This window comes from Pseudomonas sp. FSL R10-2189, from assembly GCF_009600325.1.
GTDB classification, from domain to species: Bacteria; Pseudomonadota; Gammaproteobacteria; order Pseudomonadales; family Pseudomonadaceae; genus Aquipseudomonas; species Aquipseudomonas helleri.
In genome coordinates this window covers 98,559-121,225 of record NZ_WIVZ01000016.1, presented here as the reverse complement: position 1 = coordinate 121,225, position 22,667 = coordinate 98,559, and the positions used below count along the sequence as shown (strand labels likewise).

Annotated in this window: 19 protein-coding genes; 10 read left to right on the top strand and 9 right to left on the bottom strand. The window is 57.8% G+C overall.

The window, feature by feature from the left end; all coding sequences use genetic code 11:
- Positions 1-130: 130 nt before the first annotated feature.
- On the bottom strand, positions 131-1,351 hold the full coding sequence (locus tag GHO32_RS13690) for a CaiB/BaiF CoA-transferase family protein (protein WP_153336002.1): 1,221 nt from the start codon (positions 1,349-1,351) through the stop codon (positions 131-133).
- Between the two features lie 14 nt (positions 1,352-1,365).
- Complete coding sequence (locus GHO32_RS13685; protein WP_153336001.1) at positions 1,366-2,547, bottom strand: acyl-CoA dehydrogenase; 1,182 nt, start codon at positions 2,545-2,547, stop codon at positions 1,366-1,368.
- A gap of 158 nt (positions 2,548-2,705) precedes the next feature.
- Here GHO32_RS13685 and GHO32_RS13680 point away from each other — a divergent pair, with 158 nt between their 5' ends.
- The 10 genes from GHO32_RS13680 (at position 2,706) to GHO32_RS13635 (ending at position 12,539) form a co-directional block, all read left to right on the top strand.
- On the top strand, positions 2,706-3,602 hold the full coding sequence (locus GHO32_RS13680; protein ID WP_153336000.1) for a LysR family transcriptional regulator: 897 nt from the start codon (positions 2,706-2,708) through the stop codon (positions 3,600-3,602).
- Between the two features lie 436 nt (positions 3,603-4,038).
- Positions 4,039-5,160 carry a Re/Si-specific NAD(P)(+) transhydrogenase subunit alpha gene (locus tag GHO32_RS13675; RefSeq protein ID WP_048373800.1) on the top strand — a complete coding sequence of 374 codons (1,122 nt, stop codon included), beginning with the start codon at positions 4,039-4,041 and terminating at the stop codon, positions 5,158-5,160.
- A gap of 11 nt (positions 5,161-5,171) precedes the next feature.
- Positions 5,172-5,495 (top strand): NAD(P) transhydrogenase subunit alpha, encoded by a 324-nt coding sequence (locus GHO32_RS13670; RefSeq protein WP_003438157.1) that lies wholly within the window; start codon positions 5,172-5,174, stop codon positions 5,493-5,495.
- Positions 5,492-6,928, top strand: a complete 1,437-nt coding sequence (locus GHO32_RS13665; RefSeq protein ID WP_048390767.1) for an NAD(P)(+) transhydrogenase (Re/Si-specific) subunit beta — start codon at positions 5,492-5,494, stop codon at positions 6,926-6,928. The genes GHO32_RS13670 and GHO32_RS13665 overlap by 4 nt, the downstream gene beginning before the upstream one ends.
- Positions 6,929-7,107: 179 nt before the next feature.
- Positions 7,108-8,598, top strand: a complete 1,491-nt coding sequence (locus GHO32_RS13660) for an acetyl-CoA hydrolase/transferase family protein (RefSeq protein WP_153335999.1) — start codon at positions 7,108-7,110, stop codon at positions 8,596-8,598.
- A gap of 318 nt (positions 8,599-8,916) precedes the next feature.
- Complete coding sequence (locus GHO32_RS13655) at positions 8,917-9,132, top strand: DUF1127 domain-containing protein (protein WP_048373794.1); 216 nt, start codon at positions 8,917-8,919, stop codon at positions 9,130-9,132.
- A 299-nt stretch (positions 9,133-9,431) separates the two neighbouring features.
- Positions 9,432-9,749, top strand: coding sequence for a DUF2388 domain-containing protein (locus GHO32_RS13650; RefSeq protein ID WP_048373793.1), 318 nt, complete (start codon positions 9,432-9,434; stop codon positions 9,747-9,749).
- Positions 9,750-9,940: 191 nt separating this feature from the next.
- A complete protein-coding gene (locus GHO32_RS13645; protein ID WP_123750565.1) occupies positions 9,941-10,234 on the top strand; it encodes a DUF2388 domain-containing protein in 294 nt (97 codons plus the stop codon).
- 26 nt (positions 10,235-10,260) lie between these two features.
- Positions 10,261-10,581 (top strand): DUF2388 domain-containing protein, encoded by a 321-nt coding sequence (locus GHO32_RS13640; protein ID WP_048390771.1) that lies wholly within the window; start codon positions 10,261-10,263, stop codon positions 10,579-10,581.
- Positions 10,578-12,539: a DUF4105 domain-containing protein gene (locus GHO32_RS13635; RefSeq protein ID WP_368668480.1), complete on the top strand. Its 1,962-nt coding sequence runs from the start codon at positions 10,578-10,580 to the stop codon at positions 12,537-12,539. The genes GHO32_RS13640 and GHO32_RS13635 overlap by 4 nt, the downstream gene beginning before the upstream one ends.
- A 29-nt stretch (positions 12,540-12,568) precedes the next feature.
- Here the strand turns inward: GHO32_RS13635 and GHO32_RS13630 are convergent, their stop codons facing one another.
- From GHO32_RS13630 to GHO32_RS13600, 7 genes are all read right to left on the bottom strand, one after another.
- Positions 12,569-13,450: a response regulator gene (locus GHO32_RS13630; protein WP_153335998.1), complete on the bottom strand. Its 882-nt coding sequence runs from the start codon at positions 13,448-13,450 to the stop codon at positions 12,569-12,571.
- 164 nt (positions 13,451-13,614) lie between these two features.
- A complete protein-coding gene (gene phoU / locus GHO32_RS13625; RefSeq protein ID WP_048373785.1) occupies positions 13,615-14,367 on the bottom strand; it encodes a phosphate signaling complex protein PhoU in 753 nt (250 codons plus the stop codon).
- A 111-nt stretch (positions 14,368-14,478) separates the two neighbouring features.
- Positions 14,479-15,312: a phosphate ABC transporter ATP-binding protein PstB gene (gene pstB, locus GHO32_RS13620; RefSeq protein WP_048373783.1), complete on the bottom strand. Its 834-nt coding sequence runs from the start codon at positions 15,310-15,312 to the stop codon at positions 14,479-14,481.
- Between the two features lie 130 nt (positions 15,313-15,442).
- On the bottom strand, positions 15,443-17,113 hold the full coding sequence (gene pstA, locus GHO32_RS13615) for a phosphate ABC transporter permease PstA (protein WP_368668479.1): 1,671 nt from the start codon (positions 17,111-17,113) through the stop codon (positions 15,443-15,445).
- Positions 17,114-17,128: 15 nt separating this feature from the next.
- Entirely contained in the window at positions 17,129-19,414 is a 2,286-nt protein-coding gene (locus GHO32_RS13610) for an ABC transporter permease subunit (protein ID WP_153335997.1), read from the bottom strand.
- A gap of 197 nt (positions 19,415-19,611) precedes the next feature.
- Complete coding sequence (locus tag GHO32_RS13605; RefSeq protein ID WP_048373778.1) at positions 19,612-20,598, bottom strand: phosphate ABC transporter substrate-binding protein PstS family protein; 987 nt, start codon at positions 20,596-20,598, stop codon at positions 19,612-19,614.
- Between the two features lie 133 nt (positions 20,599-20,731).
- Positions 20,732-22,621, bottom strand: a complete 1,890-nt coding sequence (locus GHO32_RS13600) for a bacteriocin immunity protein (RefSeq protein WP_153335996.1) — start codon at positions 22,619-22,621, stop codon at positions 20,732-20,734.
- Positions 22,622-22,667: the final 46 nt, after the last annotated feature.

Here is a 22,667-nt window from a genome sequence, read left to right as displayed (position 1 = left end):
GCCCCATCGGCGACCTGATCGGTGGTTCCCGCGAGCAGTGAAGCAGCGCCCAGCAAAATATCCGACCCGAAAATAAAGATGCCAGTCAGCTTAACTGACTGGCATTAGGGCTAACGCCCCCTCTATATAGCTACAACACTCCGGACTGCCGCAAAAGCTCCAAGTCCACCGTCGTCACCCCAAGCACACGCGCCAACACCTCCTGCGTATGCTCACCTAACAACGGCGGCGCCCTACGATACTCCACCGGGGTTTCGGACAACCTGATTGGGCTCCCCACCTGCGGCACCAAACCTGCCAGCACATGCGGTAGCTCAAAAGCCAGCCCCCGCGCTTGCACCTGAGGATCCGCAAACACCTGCGCCATCTCATTGATCGGCCCACAAGGCACGCCCACCGCCTCTAGCTGCTCAACCCATTGCGCCGTCGTCTTGAATACAGTCGCCTGGCGAATAAGCGGCACCAGCACAGCACGGTTGGCAACCCGCTGCTTATTACTGACAAAGCGCGGATCATCCGCCCAGCCAGGCTGCCCCGCCACCTCAGCAAACTTACGAAATTGACTGTCATTACCCACGGTCAAGATAAAATCGCCATCGGCTGTAGGGAAATCCTGATAAGGAACAATATTAGGGTGAGCATTCCCCAAGCGCTTGGGCGACACGCCTGTCGTCAGGTAATTCATAGCCTGATTGGCCAAGCACGCCACTTGCACATCCAGCAGCGCCATATCGATATGCTGCCCGCCGCCATCATGCTGACGATGAGCAAGCGCCGCCAAAATGGCGACTGTCGCGTAAAGCCCCGTCAGAATATCCGTCAGCGCAACCCCAACCTTGACCGGCCCGGCCCCCTCCTCACCCTCAGGCCGACCGGTCAGACTCATCAGCCCGCCCAACCCCTGAATCATGAAGTCATAACCAGCCCGCTTCGCATACGGGCCCGTCTGACCAAACCCGGTAATGGAGCAATAGATCAGTTGCGGATTGACCGCCTTGAGCGACGCATAATCCAGCCCATACGCCTCCAGGCCACCCACCTTGAAGTTCTCGATCAAAATATCGGACTTCGCCGCCAGCTCCCGCACCAGGCGCTGCCCTTCAGGCTTGGTGAAGTCGATGGTCACCGACTGCTTATTACGGTTAGCCGACAAGTAATAAGCCGCCTCCCCCGTGCTCTCTCCATAAGCATCCTTAAGGAAGGGCGGCCCCCACGCGCGCGTGTCGTCGCCATTGCCCGGGCGCTCAACCTTGATCACCTCAGCGCCAAGGTCCGCCAGAATCTGCCCAGCCCACGGCCCAGCCAGTACTCGCGATAAATCCAGCACCCGCAAATGCGATAAAGCACCCATGAGCCAAGCTCCTGTTAATAGAACGCCTGAAGACCCGTCTGCGCACGCCCAAGAATCAAGGCATGCACGTCATGCGTCCCCTCATAGGTATTCACCACTTCTAGGTTAACCAGGTGACGCGCCACCCCGAACTCGTCGGAGATACCATTGCCACCCAACATGTCCCGCGCCATACGCGCGATATCCAGCGACTTGCCGCACGAGTTGCGCTTCATGATCGATGTAATCTCAACCGCCGCGGTTCCTTCATCCTTCATCCGCCCCAAACGCAGACAACCCTGCAAGGCCAACGTAATCTCGGTCTGCATATCCGCCAGTTTTTTCTGGATCAACTGGGTCGCCGCCAACGGCCGACCGAACTGCTGACGATCCAGCGTGTATTGACGCGCCGTGTGCCAGCAAAACTCTGCAGCGCCCAATGCGCCCCACGAGATGCCGTAGCGTGCGGAGTTCAGGCAGGTGAAAGGCCCCTTCAAACCGCGAACATCCGGGAAGATGTTCTCTTGTGGCACAAACACGTTATCTATCACGATTTCGCCAGTGATCGACGCACGCAAGCCAACCTTGCCGTGAATCGCCGGAGCGCTCAGGCCCTTCCAGCCCTTCTCCAGAACGAAGCCACGGATGTCACCCTCGTCATCCTTCGCCCACACCACAAATACATCGGCAATCGGACTGTTGGTGATCCACATCTTGCTGCCCGTCAGGCTGTAGCCGCCATCCACCGAGCGCGCACGAGTGATCATCGCGCCAGGGTCAGAACCATGGTTAGGCTCCGTCAGACCAAAACAGCCAATCCACTCACCTGACGCCAGCTTCGGCAGGTACTTCTGCTTTTGCGCCTCAGTACCGAACTCATTGATCGGCACCATGACCAAGGAAGACTGCACACTCATCATCGAGCGGTAACCCGAGTCCACGCGCTCAACCTCACGAGCAATCAGGCCGTAGCTAACATAGTTCAAGCCACTGCCACCGTACTGCTCAGGGATCATCGCCCCCAGCAAGCCCGTCTCACCCATCTCGCGAAAGATCGCCGGGTCAGTCTGTTCATGACGGAAAGCCTCCAGAACACGTGGCGCCAGCTTGTCTTGAGCAAACTGCTCAGCGCTGTCACGCACCATGCGCTCTTCTTCAGTGAGCTGCTGATCCAGCAACAGTGGATCAATCCAGTTGAAGCTTGCTTTACCCGCCATGTAAGAACCCTCGCGAAATAGATCAAATGTCGTGCGCCGATCCTAGGCCGCCCCCTATAAAGAGTACAAACGAGGATTCAGCACGCCGTTGTGATAATTTCTCACTCCGTGACAGCCTGAAAGGCCATTTCTGATCACCTTTAGTGAGGAAGCCGTACATGCGCCGCAAGATCCCCAGCACAACCGCCCTGATCAGCTTTGAAGCGGCCGCACGTCATGAGAGCTTCACCAAGGCCGCACACGAACTGTCCCTCACCCAAGGCGCTATTTGCCGACAGATCGCCAGCCTTGAAGAATTCCTCAGTGTAGAACTCTTCAGACGCTCCAAGCGGGGCGTGAAACTGACAGAAGCAGGCCTTTCCTACAGCCGCCGGGTTGCGACGCAACTGGATGCCGTCGAACGCGACACGCTGTCCGTGATGGGGCAACAAGGCGCCAACACCATTGAGCTGGCCGTTGTCCCCACCTTCGGCACGCAATGGCTATTGCCCCGCCTCAAGGACTTCCAGCAACAACACCCCGACGTCACCGTCAATCTGACAAACCGTACGCGCCCCTTCCTGTTTGCCGACACCGACTTCGACGCCGCCATCTACTTTGGCGATGCCGACTGGTCCGGCACATCGTCCCACCGGCTGATGGGCGAGAACCCGCTGCCCGTGTGCAGCCCTTCACTGCTGGGCGACCGGCAAAGCCTCAGCGCCAAGGCACTGGCAGAACTCCCCCTACTCCAGCAAACCACCCGCCCCTACGCCTGGCGCCAATGGTTCAACGCCCAAGACATGAACGTGCCGCGCGACATGACCGGGCCGCGCTATGAACTGTTTTCGATGCTGGCCCAAGCCGCCATACACGAAATGGGCGTCGCGCTGATCCCGCCCTTCCTGATTCAGCGCGAATTGGCCGAGAAACGCCTGGTTATCGCCAACCCGCACACACTGCCCAGCAACAAGGCTTACTACCTAATGATCCCGGAACGCAAAATTGAGTCCGCGTCGTTACACGCCTTCCGTGACTGGTTAATCAAGCAGGCCGCGGCCTACAGCTTGATTTGAGAAAATTAGAATCCTCAAATAACTATGTAGTGATACTAAAAAATCAACTACATATGTACGCAAATGTCGCCATTTTGCACGCTTGACTTAAGTCTAACTGGACAAACCCGAAAGCCAGTAACCACGTGGCTTACAGGGTATTTCTGAAAGTTATGCAGCGATAACCAAAAGAAATGTGAAAAAAACTCGAAAACAGCCTTAAATCTCTACAAGCCTTATAAATAAAGGCCTACAGCCGACCATTGCGACATTCGGTCACTGCATGACTTGTAGTTAAAAATCCGTCACCCTTCATAAGTTCTTGAAAGCCCCAAAAATCGCCAGCAGAATGCCGCGCCCCACCCAATATTTGGTGGGATCGTGCTGATCGGCCGCCCCAGTCGCACCATCCGTAGTGCGCTGGCTTTCTTATAAAAGATCACGCAGGAGATATGACGTGCACATTGGTGTTCCTCTCGAAACCCAAACGGGTGAAACGCGGGTTGCTGCAACCCCGGAAACCATCAAGAAGCTGATCGGCCAAGGCCATAAGGTGACTGTTCAAAGCGGCGCAGGCATTAATGCCAGCGTGACTGACAGCGCCTATGAAGCCGCAGGCGCAACTATTGGCAGCGCCACAGACGCCTTTGGCGCCGAGCTGATCCTTAAAGTAGTTGCCCCCAACGACAGCGAGCTGGCCTTGATCAACAGCACCGCCGTGCTGATTGGCATGCTCAACCCGTTCAGCAATGAAACCATTGCCAAACTGACCGAGCGTGGGATCACCGCCTTCTCGCTGGAAGCTGCCCCGCGCACCTCGCGTGCTCAAAGTCTTGATGTGCTGTCATCCCAAGCCAACATTGCCGGCTACAAAGCCGTACTGCTGGCCGCCCACCATTACCCGCGCTTCATGCCTATGTTGATGACCGCCGCAGGTACGGTAAAAGCCGCCCGCGTGCTGATTCTCGGCGCAGGCGTTGCCGGCCTGCAGGCCATTGCGACAGCCAAGCGACTGGGCGCGGTCATTGAGGCGTCAGATGTGCGGCCTGCGGTAAAAGAGCAGATCGAATCGCTGGGCGCCAAGTTCGTCGACGTCCCTTACGAGACCGACGAAGAGCGCGAATGCGCGGTCGGCGTGGGTGGCTATGCACGCCCGATGCCTGCCAGCTGGATGCAGCGCCAGGCCCAGGCCGTGCATGAGCGCGCCAAGCAAGCCGATATCGTCATCACCACCGCACTCATCCCCGGCCGCAAGGCACCGGTGCTGCTGAGCGCTGAAACCGTGGCGCAGATGAAGCCTGGCTCCGTCGTCATCGACCTCGCTGCAGCACAAGGCGGCAACTGCCCGCTGACCGTGGCCGATCAAGTGGTCGTCGAAAACGGCGTGATCATCGTCGGCCCGACCAATCTGGCCGGAGAAGTTGCCGCGGACGCATCAGCGCTGTACGCCCGCAACCTGCTGGACTTCCTCAAGCTGGTCTTCACCCCCGAAGGGCAGTTCCAGATCAACCTTGAAGACGACATCGTCGCCGCGTGCCTGATGTGCCGCGACGGTCAAGTTGTGCGCAAAAACGGCTGAGGATAAAAACAATGGAAGAGCTCATCTCCCCCGGTATCTACAACCTGATCATCTTCGTGCTGGCTATTTATGTCGGCTACCACGTGGTCTGGAACGTTACCCCCGCACTGCACACCCCGCTCATGGCCGTGACCAACGCCATTTCCGCGATTGTGATCGTCGGCGCCATGCTCGCTGCCGCGCTCACCGTCACTCCGCTGGGTAAAACCATGGGCACCCTGGCCGTCGCCTTGGCAGCCGTTAACGTATTCGGTGGATTTTTGGTCACCCGGCGCATGCTGGAAATGTTCAAGAAGAAAGCACCTAAAGCTAAAGAAGAGGTGCGCAAGCCATGAGCATGAACCTGGTCACTGTTCTCTACCTGGTTGCATCGATCTGTTTCATCCAGGCCCTTAAAGGCCTGTCGCACCCCACCACCTCGCGTCGCGGCAACCTGTTCGGCATGCTCGGCATGGCCCTGGCCGTGCTGACCACCATCGGGCTGGTGTACAAACTGGGTGCTGAAATCGCGACCACCGGCATCGGCTATGTGATTGTGGGCCTGCTCATCGGCGGCACCGCAGGCTCGATCATGGCCAAGCGCGTCGAAATGACCAAAATGCCAGAGCTCGTCGCGTTCATGCACAGCATGATCGGCCTGGCAGCGGTGTTTATCGCCATTGCCGCCGTGGTAGAGCCGCAATCGTTGGGCATCGTCAAACACTTGGGCGACGCCATCCCGGCCGGTAACCGCCTCGAACTGTTCCTGGGCGCTGCCATTGGTGCAATCACCTTCTCGGGTTCGGTCATCGCGTTCGGCAAGCTGTCGGGCAAATACAAGTTCCGCCTGTTCCAGGGCGCACCGGTACAGTTCAGCGGCCAACACAAGCTCAACCTGGTGCTGGGCCTCGCGACGCTGGGCTTGGGCGTGACCTTTATGCTCACCGGCAACCTCAACGCCTTCGCGCTGATGCTGGCCCTGGCGTTCGTACTGGGCGTGCTGATCATCATCCCGATTGGCGGCGCCGACATGCCGGTCGTGGTTTCGATGCTCAATAGCTACTCGGGCTGGGCAGCGGCCGGTATCGGCTTCTCGCTGAACAACTCGATGCTGATCATCGCCGGCTCGCTGGTGGGTTCGTCGGGCGCCATCCTGTCGTACATCATGTGCAAAGCGATGAACCGCTCGTTCTTCAACGTGATCCTCGGTGGCTTTGGTGGCGCAGCGGACGCTGGCGGCCCTGCCGGCACACAAGAAGCACGCCCGGTTAAATCCGGCTCGGCTGACGACGCGACCTTCTTGCTGACCAACGCCGACACCGTGATCATCGTTCCGGGCTACGGCCTGGCCGTGGCTCGGGCGCAGCATGCACTTAAAGAGCTGACCGAAAAACTGACCCACCGCGGCGTGACCGTCAAGTATGCGATTCACCCAGTCGCGGGTCGTATGCCCGGCCACATGAACGTACTGCTGGCCGAGGCAGAAGTGCCTTACGACCAGGTGTTCGAAATGGAAGACATCAACTCCGAATTCGGCCAGGCCGATGTCGTGCTGGTGCTCGGCGCCAACGACGTGGTTAATCCGGCGGCCAAGAACGATCCGAAATCGCCTATCGCGGGCATGCCGATCCTCGAAGCCTATAAAGCCAAAACCGTCATCGTGAACAAACGCTCCATGGCCAGCGGCTATGCGGGCTTGGATAACGAGCTGTTTTATCTGGATAAAACCATGATGGTCTTCGGTGACGCCAAGAAAGTTATTGAAGATATGGTCAAAGCCGTCGAGTAACATCGCGACCTGGTAACACCGAGAACCCCGGCACTTAATTCGCCGGGGTTTTTTATTTCTGACTGATCCCGACCAAAGGCTCTAAATCGGCCTGCGGCATTCGACCATGGTAGCGGGACGCCGCGCTTTGAAAATGAATAGACTGCGCATCTTGCTTCCGTTGCCCGAGATAACAATCCATGTACCGTGAACGTATTCGCCTGAACTCCCTGCACGATAAGGTTATGAGCGCCGAAGAAGCCGCCGCCCTTATTAAAGACGGCATGACCGTCGGCATGAGCGGTTTCACCCGTGCCGGTGAAGCCAAAGCCGTGCCACAAGCCTTGGCCGAGCGCGCCAAGCACTCGCCGCTGAAAATCACCCTGATGACCGGCGCCAGCCTGGGCAACGACCTCGACAAGCAATTGACCGAAGCCGGCGTACTCGCACGTCGCATGCCGTTCCAGGTGGACAACACACTGCGCAAGGCAATCAACGCCGGCAAAGTCATGTTCATCGACCAGCACTTGTCCGAAACCGTCGAGCAACTGCGCAACAAGCAACTCACCCTGCCGGACATCGCGGTCATCGAAGCCGTTGCGATTACCGAGCAAGGCCACATCGTGCCGACCACGTCGGTGGGCAACTCCGCCAGCTTCGCGATTTTCGCCAAACAAGTGATCGTCGAGATCAACCTGGCGCACAACCCGAACCTGGAAGGTCTGCACGACATCTATATCCCGACCTACCGTCCGACCCGCACACCAATCCCGTTGGTGAAAGTGGATGACCGTATCGGTAGCACTGCCATCCCGATCCCGGCCGAAAAAATCGTCGCGATCGTGATCACCAACAAGGCTGACTCACCGTCGACAGTCAGCGAGCCTGATAGCGAAACCGCCGGTATCGCCTTCCACCTGATCAACTTCCTCAAAAAAGAAGTGGATGAAGGCCGCATGACCAACAAGCTCGGCCCGCTGCAAGCCGGTATCGGCAACATCGCCAACGCGGTGATGTGCGGCCTGATCGACTCGCCGTTCGAAGACCTGACCATGTACTCCGAAGTACTACAGGACTCGACCTTCGACCTGATCGACGCAGGCAAAATGCGCTTCGCCTCGGGCAGCTCGATCACCTTGTCCGAGCGTCGCAACTCCGACGTGTTCGGCAACCTTGAGCGTTACAAAGACAAACTCGTGTTGCGCCCGCAAGAGATCTCCAACCACCCGGAAGTCGTTCGCCGCCTGGGCATCATCGGGATCAACACCGCGCTGGAGTTCGACATCTACGGCAACGTCAACTCCACTCACGTCTGCGGCACGCGGATGATGAACGGCATCGGCGGCTCGGGCGACTTTGCCCGTAACGCACACTTGGCCATCTTCGTGACCAAGTCGATCGCCAAAGCTGGTGCGATCTCCAGCGTGGTGCCGATGGTCAGCCACGTTGACCACACCGAGCACGATGTCGATATCCTGGTCACCGAACAGGGCCTGGCTGACTTGCGTGGCCTGGCGCCGCGTGAGCGCGCCCGCGTGATCATCGACAACTGTGTGCACCCAGACTTCCGTGAAGCGCTGAATGACTACTTCACCAAGGCCTGCGCCATTGGCGGCCACACCCCGCACATCCTGCGCGAGGCGTTGAGCTGGCACATCAACCTGGAAGAAACCGGGAAAATGCTGTCGTAACACGCGTGCTAGACAGCCGCCGTCGAAAACACTGTTTTCTGCGACGGCTTTTTTATGCCCTTCTGACAAAAACTGTACTGCTGTACTGGTAATTTCCTACCCTTATCAGGGTCACTTCCCACAAAAATGACTAGAAACGCACCAACTTAGTGCCGACAGGTACAGTTGTGCTCGTTTATGGCCGTACAGCGCCTATAAACAGTTAACTGGCCCATCGCAATACAGGTGAACTGTATCTACAGAGTCTGGACGTAGAGGAGGATCATTGGCATCAGTTAAACCACTAGCCAATGCCGCCACAAGCGGAAGGATGCCATCATGGAACGTACACTCAGTTCCGATCTGTTCACCGAAAGCAATGCTGTAAACACCCAGGCTTCCATGCCTTTGCGCGTACTTGCCAACCTGATGTTGTGGCAGCGCCGTATCTCCAGCCGCCATCAATTGGCTCGCCTGGACTCGCGTCTTCTGGCTGATGCCGGTATTAGCGAAGCACAGCGTTACGAAGAGCTGAGCAAGCCGTTCTGGCGCTAACGAGCGCTCGCTGGCCCTGACCATCGGTCCACCGCCAGCACCCAGAATTGAAAAAACAAAACCCGTCGCGGGTAACCGCCGACGGGTTTTGTCGTTTTGGGCGGCTATTTTTGAGCGCCAGAAGCATGACAAGTACAGTTTTATAAAAATACGAATAGACCAGTACAATCATGAAAAAGCCTGATCCAGAGCATCCTGTCTGCACCGCAAGGCAAAACATCCTTTGCGACACGCCGCCCTGCGCCTACTATTCGCCTATAACCGACTATTTTTATACGACCCTCTTCCGGAGTATCACCATGCCCACTCTTCGCCTGCTCAGCGCTGCCGCCTTGCTGACACTCGCTGCCAGCGCCAGCGCCTCCAGCTTTCTCGTGACAACCGATGCCATCGTGGGCGCCCTGAAAGCGACCTCCGACCTGACCTCCGACGCGACCGGCTCGCTGCGCAACAACAAAATCGTGCGCGAAGCCCGTGACGACGCCGCCAGCTTTGTGGCCAGCGAAGGGGCGATCCGTGGTGTGAAACTGGAAAGCGCCTTCGACGCCATTCGCCAGCAAGCGCCTCAACTGCAAGCCAGCGATGCCCAACTGGCGCAGGCAATCCTCGCGATCTGATGTTTGATGACCTGTGGGGGCGGGCTTGCTCGCGATGCAGACCACATGGTGTCTCTGAACGGGCGCTGTGATGCTATCGCGAGCAAGCCCGCTCCCACGGGAATAGCATCAAAGATGAAGATCCCGCCACGTACTGGTTCTGACCCGACCATTACGCTAGCCTTGGGCCTCGATCACACAGACCGAGACCCATGCGTTTTTCTTTACTAGCCCTGCTTGCCCTCTGCTGGACTCAATCAGCCCACGCCTTCGACACAACCACGCAAAATACCGTGCTCACCGGCTACGTCACCAGTAAAGTGACGTCCGCGCCCTTCGATCACAAACTGCTATGTGCCGCCCAGGATGACGCTGCCGTCTTTATTGCCAGTGACGGTCAACAGCGAGGCGCGCAGCTGGAGTCTGCCTTGCGCTATCTGCGCCAGACCCAGCCTGAATTGAATGCCTCCGACCTTGAACTGGCACAAGCAATTCTCGTCCAATAAATACCCGCGTTTTCTGGAGATGTTTCATGCGTAGCCCTTTAATTGTCGCCACCCTTGGCCTGTTGTTGCTCGCCGATGTGGCGCAAGCACAGACCGTTGTGCAGACCAGTAACATCATCGTGCGCGCGTTTGGCCGTTCCATCGACTTCACCTCCGACACCACCACGTCCATTCGTGACTCTAAAGTAGTCCGTGAAGCCCACGATGACGCCGCCACATTCGTCGCCAGCGAAGGCTCCATTCGCGGCGTGCAGCTGGAGTCCGCCTTCAATACCCTGCGCGATCGCCTGCCTGAAGCGCGTAACGCCAGCGACCATGACCTCGCCGAAGCTATCCTCGCGCTGTGAAACCACTGACGGGCTGGCTCGCGGCGTGTGCCCTGCTGCTTATCGGCAGTAATGCCCACGCGGCCCTCCATCTGCAGCTCAAAACAGAGGGCCTGACACCCGCCCAGCAGCACGCCAGCCAAGCGCTGCTCGATGAAGCCATGCAAAAGCTGCCCCCGCGCTTCATCGAGCAACTGGATCGCCAGATTGTGGTCGGCTGGAGCGATGACATGCCCAGCAACGCCTACGGGCAAGCCTCGTTGGTGTCTGAGCTGGACCTGAATCGCAACCTCCTGGCCAGCCTCACCGATGGCTCGGCCGCGACTCAAAAGACCAATCGCCCCCACGGCACCGTGCGCCAGGAAATGCTCGCCACCGTTCTGCACGAGCTGACCCACCTCTATGACCGCGCCCGCCTCTGGCCTGCCGCAGACCGCACGCTCATCCAGCGCTGCGCACGGCAAAGCAACAGCACGGGGCTCATCGGCCTGCCCGACCAATGCCGTGGCCAGACCGAACGCCGCTTTACCCTCAGCGATGACCCGCGCCTGCTCGACCTCGCCGGTTGGCAGCAATACGTGGGCCGCCGTGGTGAGCGCGAGCAAGACAACCACCAGGTCGTGCGCAGCCCGGACCTGTACGAAGTCACCAACCCCAAAGAATTCGTCGCGGTCAACATGGAGTACTTCCTCCTCGACCCGGCCTACGCGTGCCGGCGCCCGGCGCTGTACCGTTACTACAAAGAACATTTCGGCTGGGCACCCGCTGCCAAAGACGACTGCCCCAAGAGCTTCCCCTTTCTTAACGCCGGCAACGACTTTGCCAAACAGCCGCTCGGCACCGTTGACCCGGAGCGCGTATACGCCGTCGACTACCTGCTGGCCGAGGCCAACCAGGAATGGGCCAGCCGCTGGGGCCACAGCATGCTGCGCCTGGTGATTTGCGCCCCCGGCCGGCCACGCGGCCCGGATTGCCGACTCGACCTGCAAGAACACTTGGTATTGTCCTACCGGGCGTTTGTGAACGACGTACAGCTTTCAAGCTGGGACGGCCTGACCGGCGCCTACCCGTCGCGCCTGTTTGTACTGCCGCTGGCCCAGGTTATCGATGAATACACCAAAACCGAACTGCGCAGCCTCGCCTCTGTACCGCTGAACTTGAGCCGCCCGGAAATCGAAGAAGTGGTTGAGCACGCTGCCGAGATGCATTGGAGCTACGACGGCAGCTATTACTTTGTGTCCAACAACTGCGCAGTCGAAACCCTGAAACTGCTGCGCAGCGGCAGTGACAACGCGCAGCTCAAAGGCTTGGACAGCATCGTGCCCAATGGCCTGCTGGAAGTGCTCAAAGCCCGTGGTCTGGCCGACACCAGCGTGCTGGACGACCCGCGCGAGGCGCTGCGTATGGGCTACCGGTTTGATTCCTACCGCGACCGCTATCAAGCCATGTTCGACGTGCTGAAAACCCGCCTGCCGATCAAGCAGACCAGCGTTGAAGACTGGATGGCCCTGGACGCCGAGCAACGCCGCCCATGGTTTGAAGAAGCCGACCTGCGCGCCAGCGCGGCGTTGTTGCTGCTCGAACAGGCCAGCTTCCGCCGCCAGTTGCTGCTCGCTCAAGACGAGGTCAAGCAAAAGTACCTGGGCGCACGCGGGCTTAAAGATGGCGGCATGGACAAAGCCAACAAAACCCTGCAAGAGATTCTCGCCAGCAGCGGGTTCCTCAGCCGCCCGGCCGAATTGCTCGGCAGCAGCGGCTATGGCCTGCCCCAGGCCAAAGAATGGCAAATGCTCGAGTCCGAAAGCAGCCAGCGCCAGCAACAGTTGCTACGCCTGACCAGCGACCTGGACAAAGAAGTGCGCAGCCTCCTTGAGCCGGCCCGCGCAGCAGAAATCGCCGCCACTGAAGCCAACGTCAAACAGATCGGCGAACACCTGCGCGCCATTCACAAAGCCGCAGGCGGCCTGCAACTCCCGTAGGAGCGAGCTTGCCTCGCGATCTTTTGATCTTACGCCCCCGGCACAAACTGCTTCTGCGCCGTGCCGTGGGCGATCAGCCGCGACAGGTAATTCATTTTCTCCGCATCCTGATCCACAAAGCGGAAGGTCAGTTGCAACCAGTCGCTGTCCGGCTTGGGTTCGTACGCGACGATCGCGTGCAAATAGCCATTCAGACGCGCCACCTCGGCCCGCTCGCCTTGCTCCAGGTCCAACACCGCACTGGCCAGGATCTGCGGCAGCTCATCGCCTCTGCGCACCACCAGCAACGCCTCCTTGAGGCTGAGCGCTTTGATCACGCACGGCTGAATCCCCGTAGGCAAACGCAACTGCCCTTGGCCGCGCCCCGTGGGAGTCTGGCTGGCCGGGCGGGCCACAGGAGCCGCTGCCGGTCGGCTCGGCGCGGTCGGCGTCACCACCTGCGCTTTGCCACCGGTCAAGGCACTCAGCGAATCGTTGGCCAAGCCGGTGCTGACTCGCACCGGGGCGCTGGCCATTACCGCATTCAGCAAGCCGGCCTTGGTGAAGGCCTTTTTCACTTTGGTCAGCAATTGCTCATTGGTGAACGGCTTGCTGACGAAGTCCGAAACCCCGGCCTGAATCGCCTGTATCACGTTCTCTTTATCACCACGGCTGGTGACCATGATGAACGGCAGCGCTTTAAGGCGGTCCTGCTCACGGCACCACGTCAGCAGCTCAAGGCCGGACATCTCCGGCATTTCCCAGTCACACAGCACGAGGTCAAACGGCTCGCGGGTCAGCAGCGCCTGAGCTTTGCGGCCGTTGACCGCGTCTTCGATGCGGATACCGGGAAAATAGTTACGCAGGCAGTTTTTAACCAGATCGCGGATAAACGACGCGTCATCCACCACCAACACACTGACCTTGCTCATCGACTGCTCCTTTAGAATCCTGACAACCCTGCGCCAAATGATGGCCATTTGCCAAGACCGATCAGCGCCTCGCTCCTTTTTACAGTTCGCCAAGCGCCTTAACTATAAACGCCACAAACGAAAACGCCCGGCAATGAGCCGGGCGTTTTATGTCGCGGGCAGTCTTAGTTATCGTCCGCTTGCGACTCAACATTAGCCTTGGTGCCTTCAACTTCTTCACGCATGCGCTTAAGGCCCATGTGGCGCACGTCTGTACCGCGTACCAGGTAAATCACCAATTCCGAGATATTGCGTGCGTGGTCGCCGATACGCTCCAGCGAACGCAGCACCCAAATGATGCTCAACACACGCGTAATGGAACGTGGGTCTTCCATCATGTAAGTGGCCAGCTCGCGCAGTGCGGTTTTGTATTCGCGGTCGATGATCTTGTCGTACTGCGCCACCGACAACGCCAGGTCAGCGTCAAAACGCGCAAAGGCGTCCAAGGCATCGCGCACCATGTTGCGCACCTGGTCGCCAATGTGGCGCACCTCAACGTAGCCGCGTGGCGCCTCACCTTCTTCGCACAACTGAATGGCCCGGCGCGCGATCTTGGTCGCTTCGTCACCGATGCGCTCCAGGTCGATCACCGATTTGGAGATGCTGATGATCAGCCGCAAGTCAGACGCCGCAGGCTGGCGACGGGCCAGAATGCGCAGGCACTCTTCGTCGATGTTGCGCTCCATCTGATTGATCTGTTCGTCGATCTCACGCACTTGCTGAGCCAACCCGGAGTCGGCCTCAATCAACGCCGTGACCGCGTCATTAACCTGTTTCTCGACCAGCCCGCCCATGGCCAACAAGTGGCTGCGTACTTCTTCGAGTTCCGCGTTGAATTGCGCGGAAATGTGATGGGTGAGGCCATCCTTTGAAATCATGGGTTTGCTCCGCAAAAGCTGTGAGCTGCAAGCCATAAGCCGCAAGCTATCTCTGTCATTCCACCAAGCTGCTTTAACTTGCCGCTTGAAGCTAAAAGCTTGCCGCTGCTACTAACCATAGCGCCCGGTAATGTAGTCTTCGGTCTGTTTTTTGGCCGGGTTGGTGAACAGGGTATCGGTGTCGCCGTATTCAACCATTTTGCCCATGTACATGAACGCGGTGTAGTCCGAAACCCGGGCCGCCTGTTGCATGTTGTGGGTCACGATGACGATGGTGAACTTGGACTTGAGTTCGTAGATCAGCTCTTCGACTTTCAACGTCGAAATCGGGTCGAGCGCCGAGCACGGTTCATCGAGCAGCAACACTTCAGGTTCAACGGCGATGGTACGGGCAATCACCAGACGCTGCTGCTGACCACCGGACAAGCCCAGTGCCGACTCGTGCAGACGGTCTTTCACCTCGTCCCACAAAGCCGCGCCTTTAAGTGCCCACTCCACCGCTTCGTCGAGCACGCGCTTTTTATTGATGCCCTGGATGCGCAGGCCGTACACCACGTTTTCGTAGATGGTCTTGGGGAACGGGTTCGGCTTCTGGAACACCATGCCCACACGACGGCGCAGCTCGGCCACGTCTTCGCCCTTGCGGTAGATGTTGTGGCCGTACAGGTTGATCTCGCCTTCCACCCGGCAACCGTCAACCAGATCGTTCATGCGGTTGAAGGTACGCAGCAAGGTCGACTTGCCGCAGCCCGACGGGCCGATAAACGCGGTAACCCGCTGTTTCGGAATGTTCAGGCTGACGTCGTACAGTGCTTGTTTTTCGCCGTAGTACAGGTTCAGGCCCGGCACTTCAATGGCGACGGTTTCGTCAGCCAGGCTCAGGCTCTGTTTGCTGCGACCCAAGGCTGACATGTTGACGCCGTGGGTTGAGGAATCATGCTGCATGGGTTGCTCCATACGCTAAACATTCGTTTCGATCACGATGACCGAGGTTTCATCTGTAGGAGCGAGCTCGCCTCGCGATCTTTTGATCGTTTAAACGATCGCGAGCAAGCCCCGACAGGCTGTGAATCAATCAGCTATCCAGCGCCTTGTACTTCTCGCGCAGGTGGTTACGGATCCACACCGCCGACAGGTTCAGGGTCGCGATCACCAGCACCAGCAGCAGCGCGGTGGCGTACACCAGCGGGCGGGCGGCTTCAACGTTGGGGCTCTGGAAACCCACGTCATAAATGTGGAAGCCCAGGTGCATGATCTTCTGGTCAAGGTGCAAGTAAGGGTAGTTGCCATCCAGCGGCAACGACGGCGCCAGTTTGACCACGCCCACCAGCATCAGCGGCGCCACCTCACCCGCCGCGCGAGCCACGGCCAGGATCAGGCCGGTCATCATGGCCGGGCTGGCCATCGGCAGCACGATCTTCCACAAGGTCTCGGCCTTGGTCGCACCCAGGGCCAACGAACCTTCACGGACGGTACGCGGGATACGCGCCAGCCCTTCTTCTGTGGCCACAATCACCACCGGCACCGCCAGCAGCGCCAGGGTCAACGACGCCCACAACAGCCCCGGTGTACCGAACGTCGGCGCCGGCAAGGCTTCGGCAAAGAACAGCCGGTCAACCGAGCCGCCCAACACGTACACAAAGAAACCCAGGCCAAACACTCCGTACACAATGGCCGGCACGCCTGCGAGGTTGTTGACTGCGATACGGATGACCCGCGTCAGGGTGTTTTGCTTGGCGTATTCACGCAGGTACACCGCAGCAAGAACGCCGAACGGGGTCACGATCACGGCCATTATCAAGGTCATCATCACCGTGCCGAAAATCGCCGGGAAGATCCCGCCTTCGGTGTTGGCTTCACGTGGGTCCTGGCTCAGAAACTCCCAGATGTTGCCGAAATACATGGCCAGCTTCTGCCAGCTGTTCATGTTGTTCGGTTGATAAACCTTCACCACTTTGCCGATGTTGATTTCCAGCTCTTTGCCGTTGGCATCACGGGCCGTGAGGCTGTCGCGGTTGAACTGAGCGTGCAAGTCGGCCAAGCGGTCCTCGACCGCTTTATAGCGTGCGTTCAGCTCGGCACGCTCGGCATCCATGTCCGCTTGGGCGGTGGCATCCAGCTTGCCTGCCAGCTCCAATTTGCGGCCGTGCAAGCGAATACGCTCCAGCCCGGCGTTGATGGCGCCAATGTCTTTCTTTTCCAGTTGGCTGAGTTGCGCAGCCAGCGCATTAACGCGTTTGACCCGCGCCTTCAACTCGGGCCAGGCCGCAGCACCTTCCGCTACCACCTGACCGTTCTCTTTCACGTTAACCAGATAGCCGTAGAAGTTGCCCCACTCGCGACGTTCAATCGCCATCAGCTCTGGCGGCGTGCTTTCGCCGGTCAACCACTCACCCACCACCCAGGTAAAGTCGTTGCCGTTGAGGTCGCGGTTACCCACCTTGATCAGCTCGCGCGTCATGAACTCCGGGCCTTGGTCCGGCACAGGCAAGCCTGCACTTTTCAGGCGCTCACGGGGCACTTCTTCTTTTTGCACCACTTCACCGATCACCAGGTGATCAGCACTGCCTGGCACGTTGTATTGGGCGTGTATCAAGTCGGCTGGCCAAAAATGACCCAGACCGCGCACGGCAATGACCGACAACAAACCGATGGTCATGATGACCGCGATGGTCACCGCACCACCGCTGATCCAGACGCCGGGGGCGCCGCTCTTGAACCAGCCTTTGAGGGAGTTCTGCTTCACAGACTTCTACCTTCCTTAAAGCGACGAATATTTCTTGCGCAGACGCTGACGGATCAGCTCGGCAAGAGTGTTCATGACAAAGGTGAACAACAGCAGCACCAGCGCCGAGAGGAACAGCACGCGGTAATGACTACCGCCCACCTCCGACTCCGGCATCTCCACCGCTACGTTCGCCGCCAAGGTGCGCAAGCCTTCGAACAGGTTCAGTTCCATGACCGGGGTGTTACCCGTGGCCATCAACACAATCATGGTCTCGCCAACCGCACGGCCCATGCCGATCATCAAGGCCGAGAAGATCCCCGGGCTGGCCGTCAGGATGACCACGCGGGTCATGGTTTGCCACGGCGTGGCGCCCAGCGCCAGCGAGCCCAATGTCAGGCCGCGCGGCACGCTGAACACGGCGTCTTCAGCAATCGAGTAGATATTCGGGATCACCGCAAAGCCCATCGCCAGCCCCACCACCAATGCGTTTCGCTGGTCGTAGGTGATACCCAGGTCATGGGAGATCCACAGACGCATATCGCCGCCGAAGAACCAGGCTTCCATGTACGGGCTCATGTATAGCGACAGCCCACACACCAGCAGCACCACAGGAATCAGAATGATCGTTTCCCAGCCTTCCGGGATCCGCAAACGAATGGACTCCGGCAAGCGGCTCCAGCCAAAGCCCGCCAGCAGAATGCCCACCGGCATCAGCACCAGCAGACTGAAAATACCCGGCAAGTGACCTTCGACATACGGCGCCAGGAACAGACCGGCGAAGAAGCCCAGAATCACCGTCGGCATGGCTTCCATCAGCTCGATCACCGGCTTGACCTTGCGCCGCAGGCTCGGGGCCATGAAGTAAGCGGTATAGATCGCTGCGGCAACCGCCAGCGGCGCCGCCAACAGCATCGCGTAGAACGCCGCCTTCAAGGTCCCGAAGGTCAACGGCGCCAGGCTCATCTTCGGTTCGAAGTCGGTGTTGGCAGCGGTGGATTGCCACACATATTTAGGTGCGTCGTAGTTCTCGTACCAGACCTTGCTCCACAACGCGCTCCAGGACACTTCCGGGTGCGGGTTCTTCAAGAACAGCGGGATCAGCTTGCCGCCCTCTTCCACGATGATGCGGTTGGCACGTGGCGAGAGCGCCATGATGCCAGGGCCTTCAGCGACCTTTTCTACTAATAAAGTGCGATGCGCGGTGCTGTGGAACACGCCAATCTCACCGGCCGCGTCCAGGGCCAGAAAGCCTTTGCGGCGCTGCTCGGCGGTAATCTCAACAATCGGCGACGTGCCCATCTGGAAGCTGCGGATGTGTTTGAAACGCAGCTCACCGTCCGAATCACGGGCCATAAACCACTGGCTCAGACCGCCTTTCGAATCACCAAAAATCAGCGAGATCCCGCCGACCAATTGCGTGCTGGCGGTGATTTCGGTGTTGGCGTCTTCCAGCAGTTTGTAACGGCCATTAAGGCTCTTGTCGCGCAAGCTGAACACATCCGCCTGGGCCCGCCCGTTGACCACATACAGCCATTGCTGACGAGGGTCGATATACAGCGCCTTGACCTTCTCGGTCATCTGCGGGAGATCGATGCGGCTTTCGGACTTGGTGACCTCGCCGGTCATCATGTTCTCTTCACTGGTCAGCGTGACGACGTTCAGTTGCGAGCCTGTAGACCCCGCCAGCACGACGGTGGAGTCGTTCACGTTGAGGTTCACGTGATCCAGCGCGAGGCCGCGCGGGTCAAGGGTGATCGGCGCATCGCCATACGGATATTCAATGGCCGGGCTGATGGTCTTTTTGCCATCCGGGTAACTGACTTTATAGGTGTGCCGGAACACCAGCGCCTGACCATTGGACAAGCCCAACACCACAACCGGGCTACCCGGCTGGTCTTCACCGAGCGAGGTCACGTGGGTATCGGCCGGCAGCGGCAGGTTAACCCGCGACAGTTCGCTGCCATCCTTGACGCTAAAGAACAGCACCATGCCCTTGTCCGACACGCGCATACCCACCTGATTCTGCTCTTCAACCGAGAGCATCAGAGGCTTGCCAGCATCTTGCATCCACACCGGTGTTATCGGCGTTTTGGCGGTCAGGTCAGCACCCTGGAACAGCGGGTACACCACATAGCCCAGGAAGAAGAAGATCAACGTGATGGCGCCCAGCACGGCAAGGCCGCCAATAAACACATACCAACGGGTCAGATGATCTTTGAGCGCACGGATGCGACGCTTGCGTTTGAGTTCAGGCGTATTGAAATCAATGCGCTTGGGAGCGGAGGTCGAAGTCATTCGGGAATTGGCCAGATCATTCATGCGCACACCCTAGCGGGCCTGTATGACAAAAAGATGACAAATCAGTGACGCAAAAAACCGCTGACCAGCGGACCTGGTAGCGGAACGAAAATGCAGCGAACCGTTAGTCGCTACCGCAGGCTACGATGGGTCTTTCAAGACCTCAAGGCAACGGCTAGCACCGTAACCTCATCGCAGCCTGCTGCATAGCAGAAGGCTTAGTTGCCTTCTTTCAGACCCAGGTCAGCCAAGGCTTTTGCAGCCACTTTAGCCGGCAGCGGGATGTAGCCGTCTTTCACGACCACTTCCTGACCTTGCTTGGACAGGACCAGCTTGATGAACTCGGCTTCCAGCGGGTTCAGCGGCTTGTTAGGCGCCTTGTTCACGTACACGTAAAGGAAACGCGACAGCGGGTATTTGCCGTTCAGTGCGTTTTCTTCGGTGTCTTCGATGAAGTCAGTGCTGCCTTTTTTGGCCAGTGCAACGGTTTTCACGCTAGCGGTTTTATAACCGATGCCCGAGTAACCGATGCCGTTCAGCGAGGAGCTGATGGACTGCACAACCGATGCCGAGCCAGGTTGCTCGTTCACGTTAGGCTTGTAGTCACCTTTGCACAGGGCTTCTTCTTTGAAATAGCCATACGTGCCGGATACCGAGTTACGACCAAACAGCTGAACCGGCTTGTTGGCCAGATCGCCTTTGACGCCCAGGTCGCCCCAGGTCTTCACATCATCTTTAGCGCCGCACAGACGAGTCGACGAGAAAATCGCGTCCACTTGTTCCATGGTCAGGTGCTGGATCGGGTTGTCTTTGTGCACGAACACCGCCAGGGCATCCACAGCCACCGGCACGGCGGTTGGCTTGTAGCCGTACTTCTGCTCGAAAGCAGCCAGTTCGGTGTCCTTCATTTTGCGGCTCATCGGGCCCAGGTTAGAGGTGCCTTCAGTCAGCGCAGGTGGCGCGGTGGCAGAGCCAGCGGCCTGAATCTGGATGTTTACGTTTGGATATTCTTTCTTGTAAGCCTCAGCCCACAATGTCATCAGGTTCGCCAAGGTATCGGAACCAACGCTGGACAGGTTGCCAGACACACCGGTGGTCTTGGTGTAAGCCGGAATAGTCGGATCTACACCCGTCGCAACCGCGTTAGCAGCCGCAACGCCCGCGGCGACAAAAGTCAGGGCCGCCATCACACGCTTCAGTTTCATGCCTTACTCCTAGCAAACCGGGTTAGATGAATCGGGGGCCAGTATCAGCAGGCCTGATGACCACTCTATGAACCGATTGTGACAATTAGATGAAATGCCATCATTGAGCCATAAATGATGGCACTCGTAATAACTAGTAGTCGATTTCTAGGTTATCCATGTCATAAACCAAACCGCCCTCGGCTGGCATTTTGCGATGCAGCAGTAAAAATGGGTCTTTCAACGCGACCTCATCAGCAAAAGGTGGACTCCCGTGATGTAGACGCTGCTGGTTTAACGCACTGAATTGGGTGTTCAAGAAGGGGGTTGCTGCCACTGCCTTCCATAATGCTTGAGTAAACAGGTCGAATCGCTTGAACACCTGCCCTCGTAATTGGTCTGCAACCTGTGAAGGTACTAATGCGCCCTCCTCCTTTAGAGCAGAGGTTAACCAACCTGCAGTGGCGGGCTGGCCTTGGCCTGTAGCAACACCGGGGTATTCACACGCCCCCTTGAACATCAGGTAAAGGGGATCAATGCCAGATCCTTCCGGAAAAACCACCACATAATCATCGAACTCAACATCCTCTATAGAGACATAGGGTTCTAACAGGGGCAGCCTTGGCGTATGGACAAACCCCACCCTGTTGCGTGCGGCCAACAACTCCGTACTTAAAGGAGGGGCATCTTGAAGTGTGCGCGGTAATGTCCATTCAATGCTCATCGGCATTAAGCCATCTGCCGTAAACACATATCGATTGCGCTGTATATCCCATAAAGCCGACCTGACCTTCACAAAGGAAGGCAACGTAGTGCCATTGGTCGGTGTGACATACACCTGCGACAGCTCTTTAATTTCCTTGAGGCCCCGAAAATGACTTCCCTGCTTGGTAGCAACAACGCCAGAGCCCAGCCGAAAAGGTAAATAAACGTCACCTTTAGCACGCGCAAGACTTTGCCAACTGCGGCCTTCCAAAGGAATTAACTCTGACAACGGCACACTCAATCCATAGCGTTGTGCACCAACAACGCTAGAGAATTCAAACTCCAGTATCGGGGCATAGTGGCCAAGCGGCTCCGTCGACGAGGTGATGCGCCATGAAAACTCTGCTATCGCAGAGCGCAGGGCAGGTCCTAAACCTTTCAGATACTCACCCCGTATCGCTGGCCCTGTGGACACGAAAGATGGCTTCTGAGCGGTATCAAGAAGAGAAAACTCAAAAACTCGCTCAGCGGCAGCTGAGATCATATTGAAAGGTCCGCGCAGCCGAATAATCATCTCTTCGGCACGATCCAGAGCCTCTTGCGCAATGACATGAATATCCCGATGACGCTGCTTTAATGCAGCCAGGCGCACCCCATAACGCTCATGGGTGGCGACGGCCAGTATTAATACTTGGGCCTGGATGGTCTGATCATAAAAACTATTCGTTAAATTTCTTTGAGCAGCAGCCTTGGCAAAGTCAACTCTCATCTTGAAGAATTCGAATTTATGGACCTTGCTACGAGCGACATCCTCGCCCTCTTCAAGAACATCGACTTGATTCATCAACAAAGAGAGTGCGTGATTATTCGCCTCAGCAGAGCTGGCGGAGGTCGGGATAAGCAGTTGCGCAATAGATGACTCAAACACCGTTAAGGCCTGGTCAGCCGCCACACCCGCCACGTCTAAATCGCTGTCCATTTTTTGAGCGTTGGAGAGTTCCTTTGAAGACCTTATCAATGCTTGCTCGCGGACACTTAAGCGCGGGCCAGGTGTCGCCTTGGGGACCGGTAAAACCTCGCCTTTAAAGGCTGTTTTGCCTTGGCGGTTTTGCCAACTTTTTACGAACTGCACCACATTGCCTGCATCATGCCCTGACGCCTCAAACTCTATACCAGGGTAAAAAATCAAATCAGCGCCTTTAGGGTGGCCTGATACACGATCGAAATGAGAAATTAATGTCTCATGGTCTTGCTTGCGTACATCAACCGCCCATATCTTTTCAACTAACGCTAAAAATTCGGGCTGCGTGTAGTCTTGTAACGTGGCTTTAAGTTCCATCCTACGAGCTTCCTGATAATAATTTAATAGGCACAAACACGCCGCA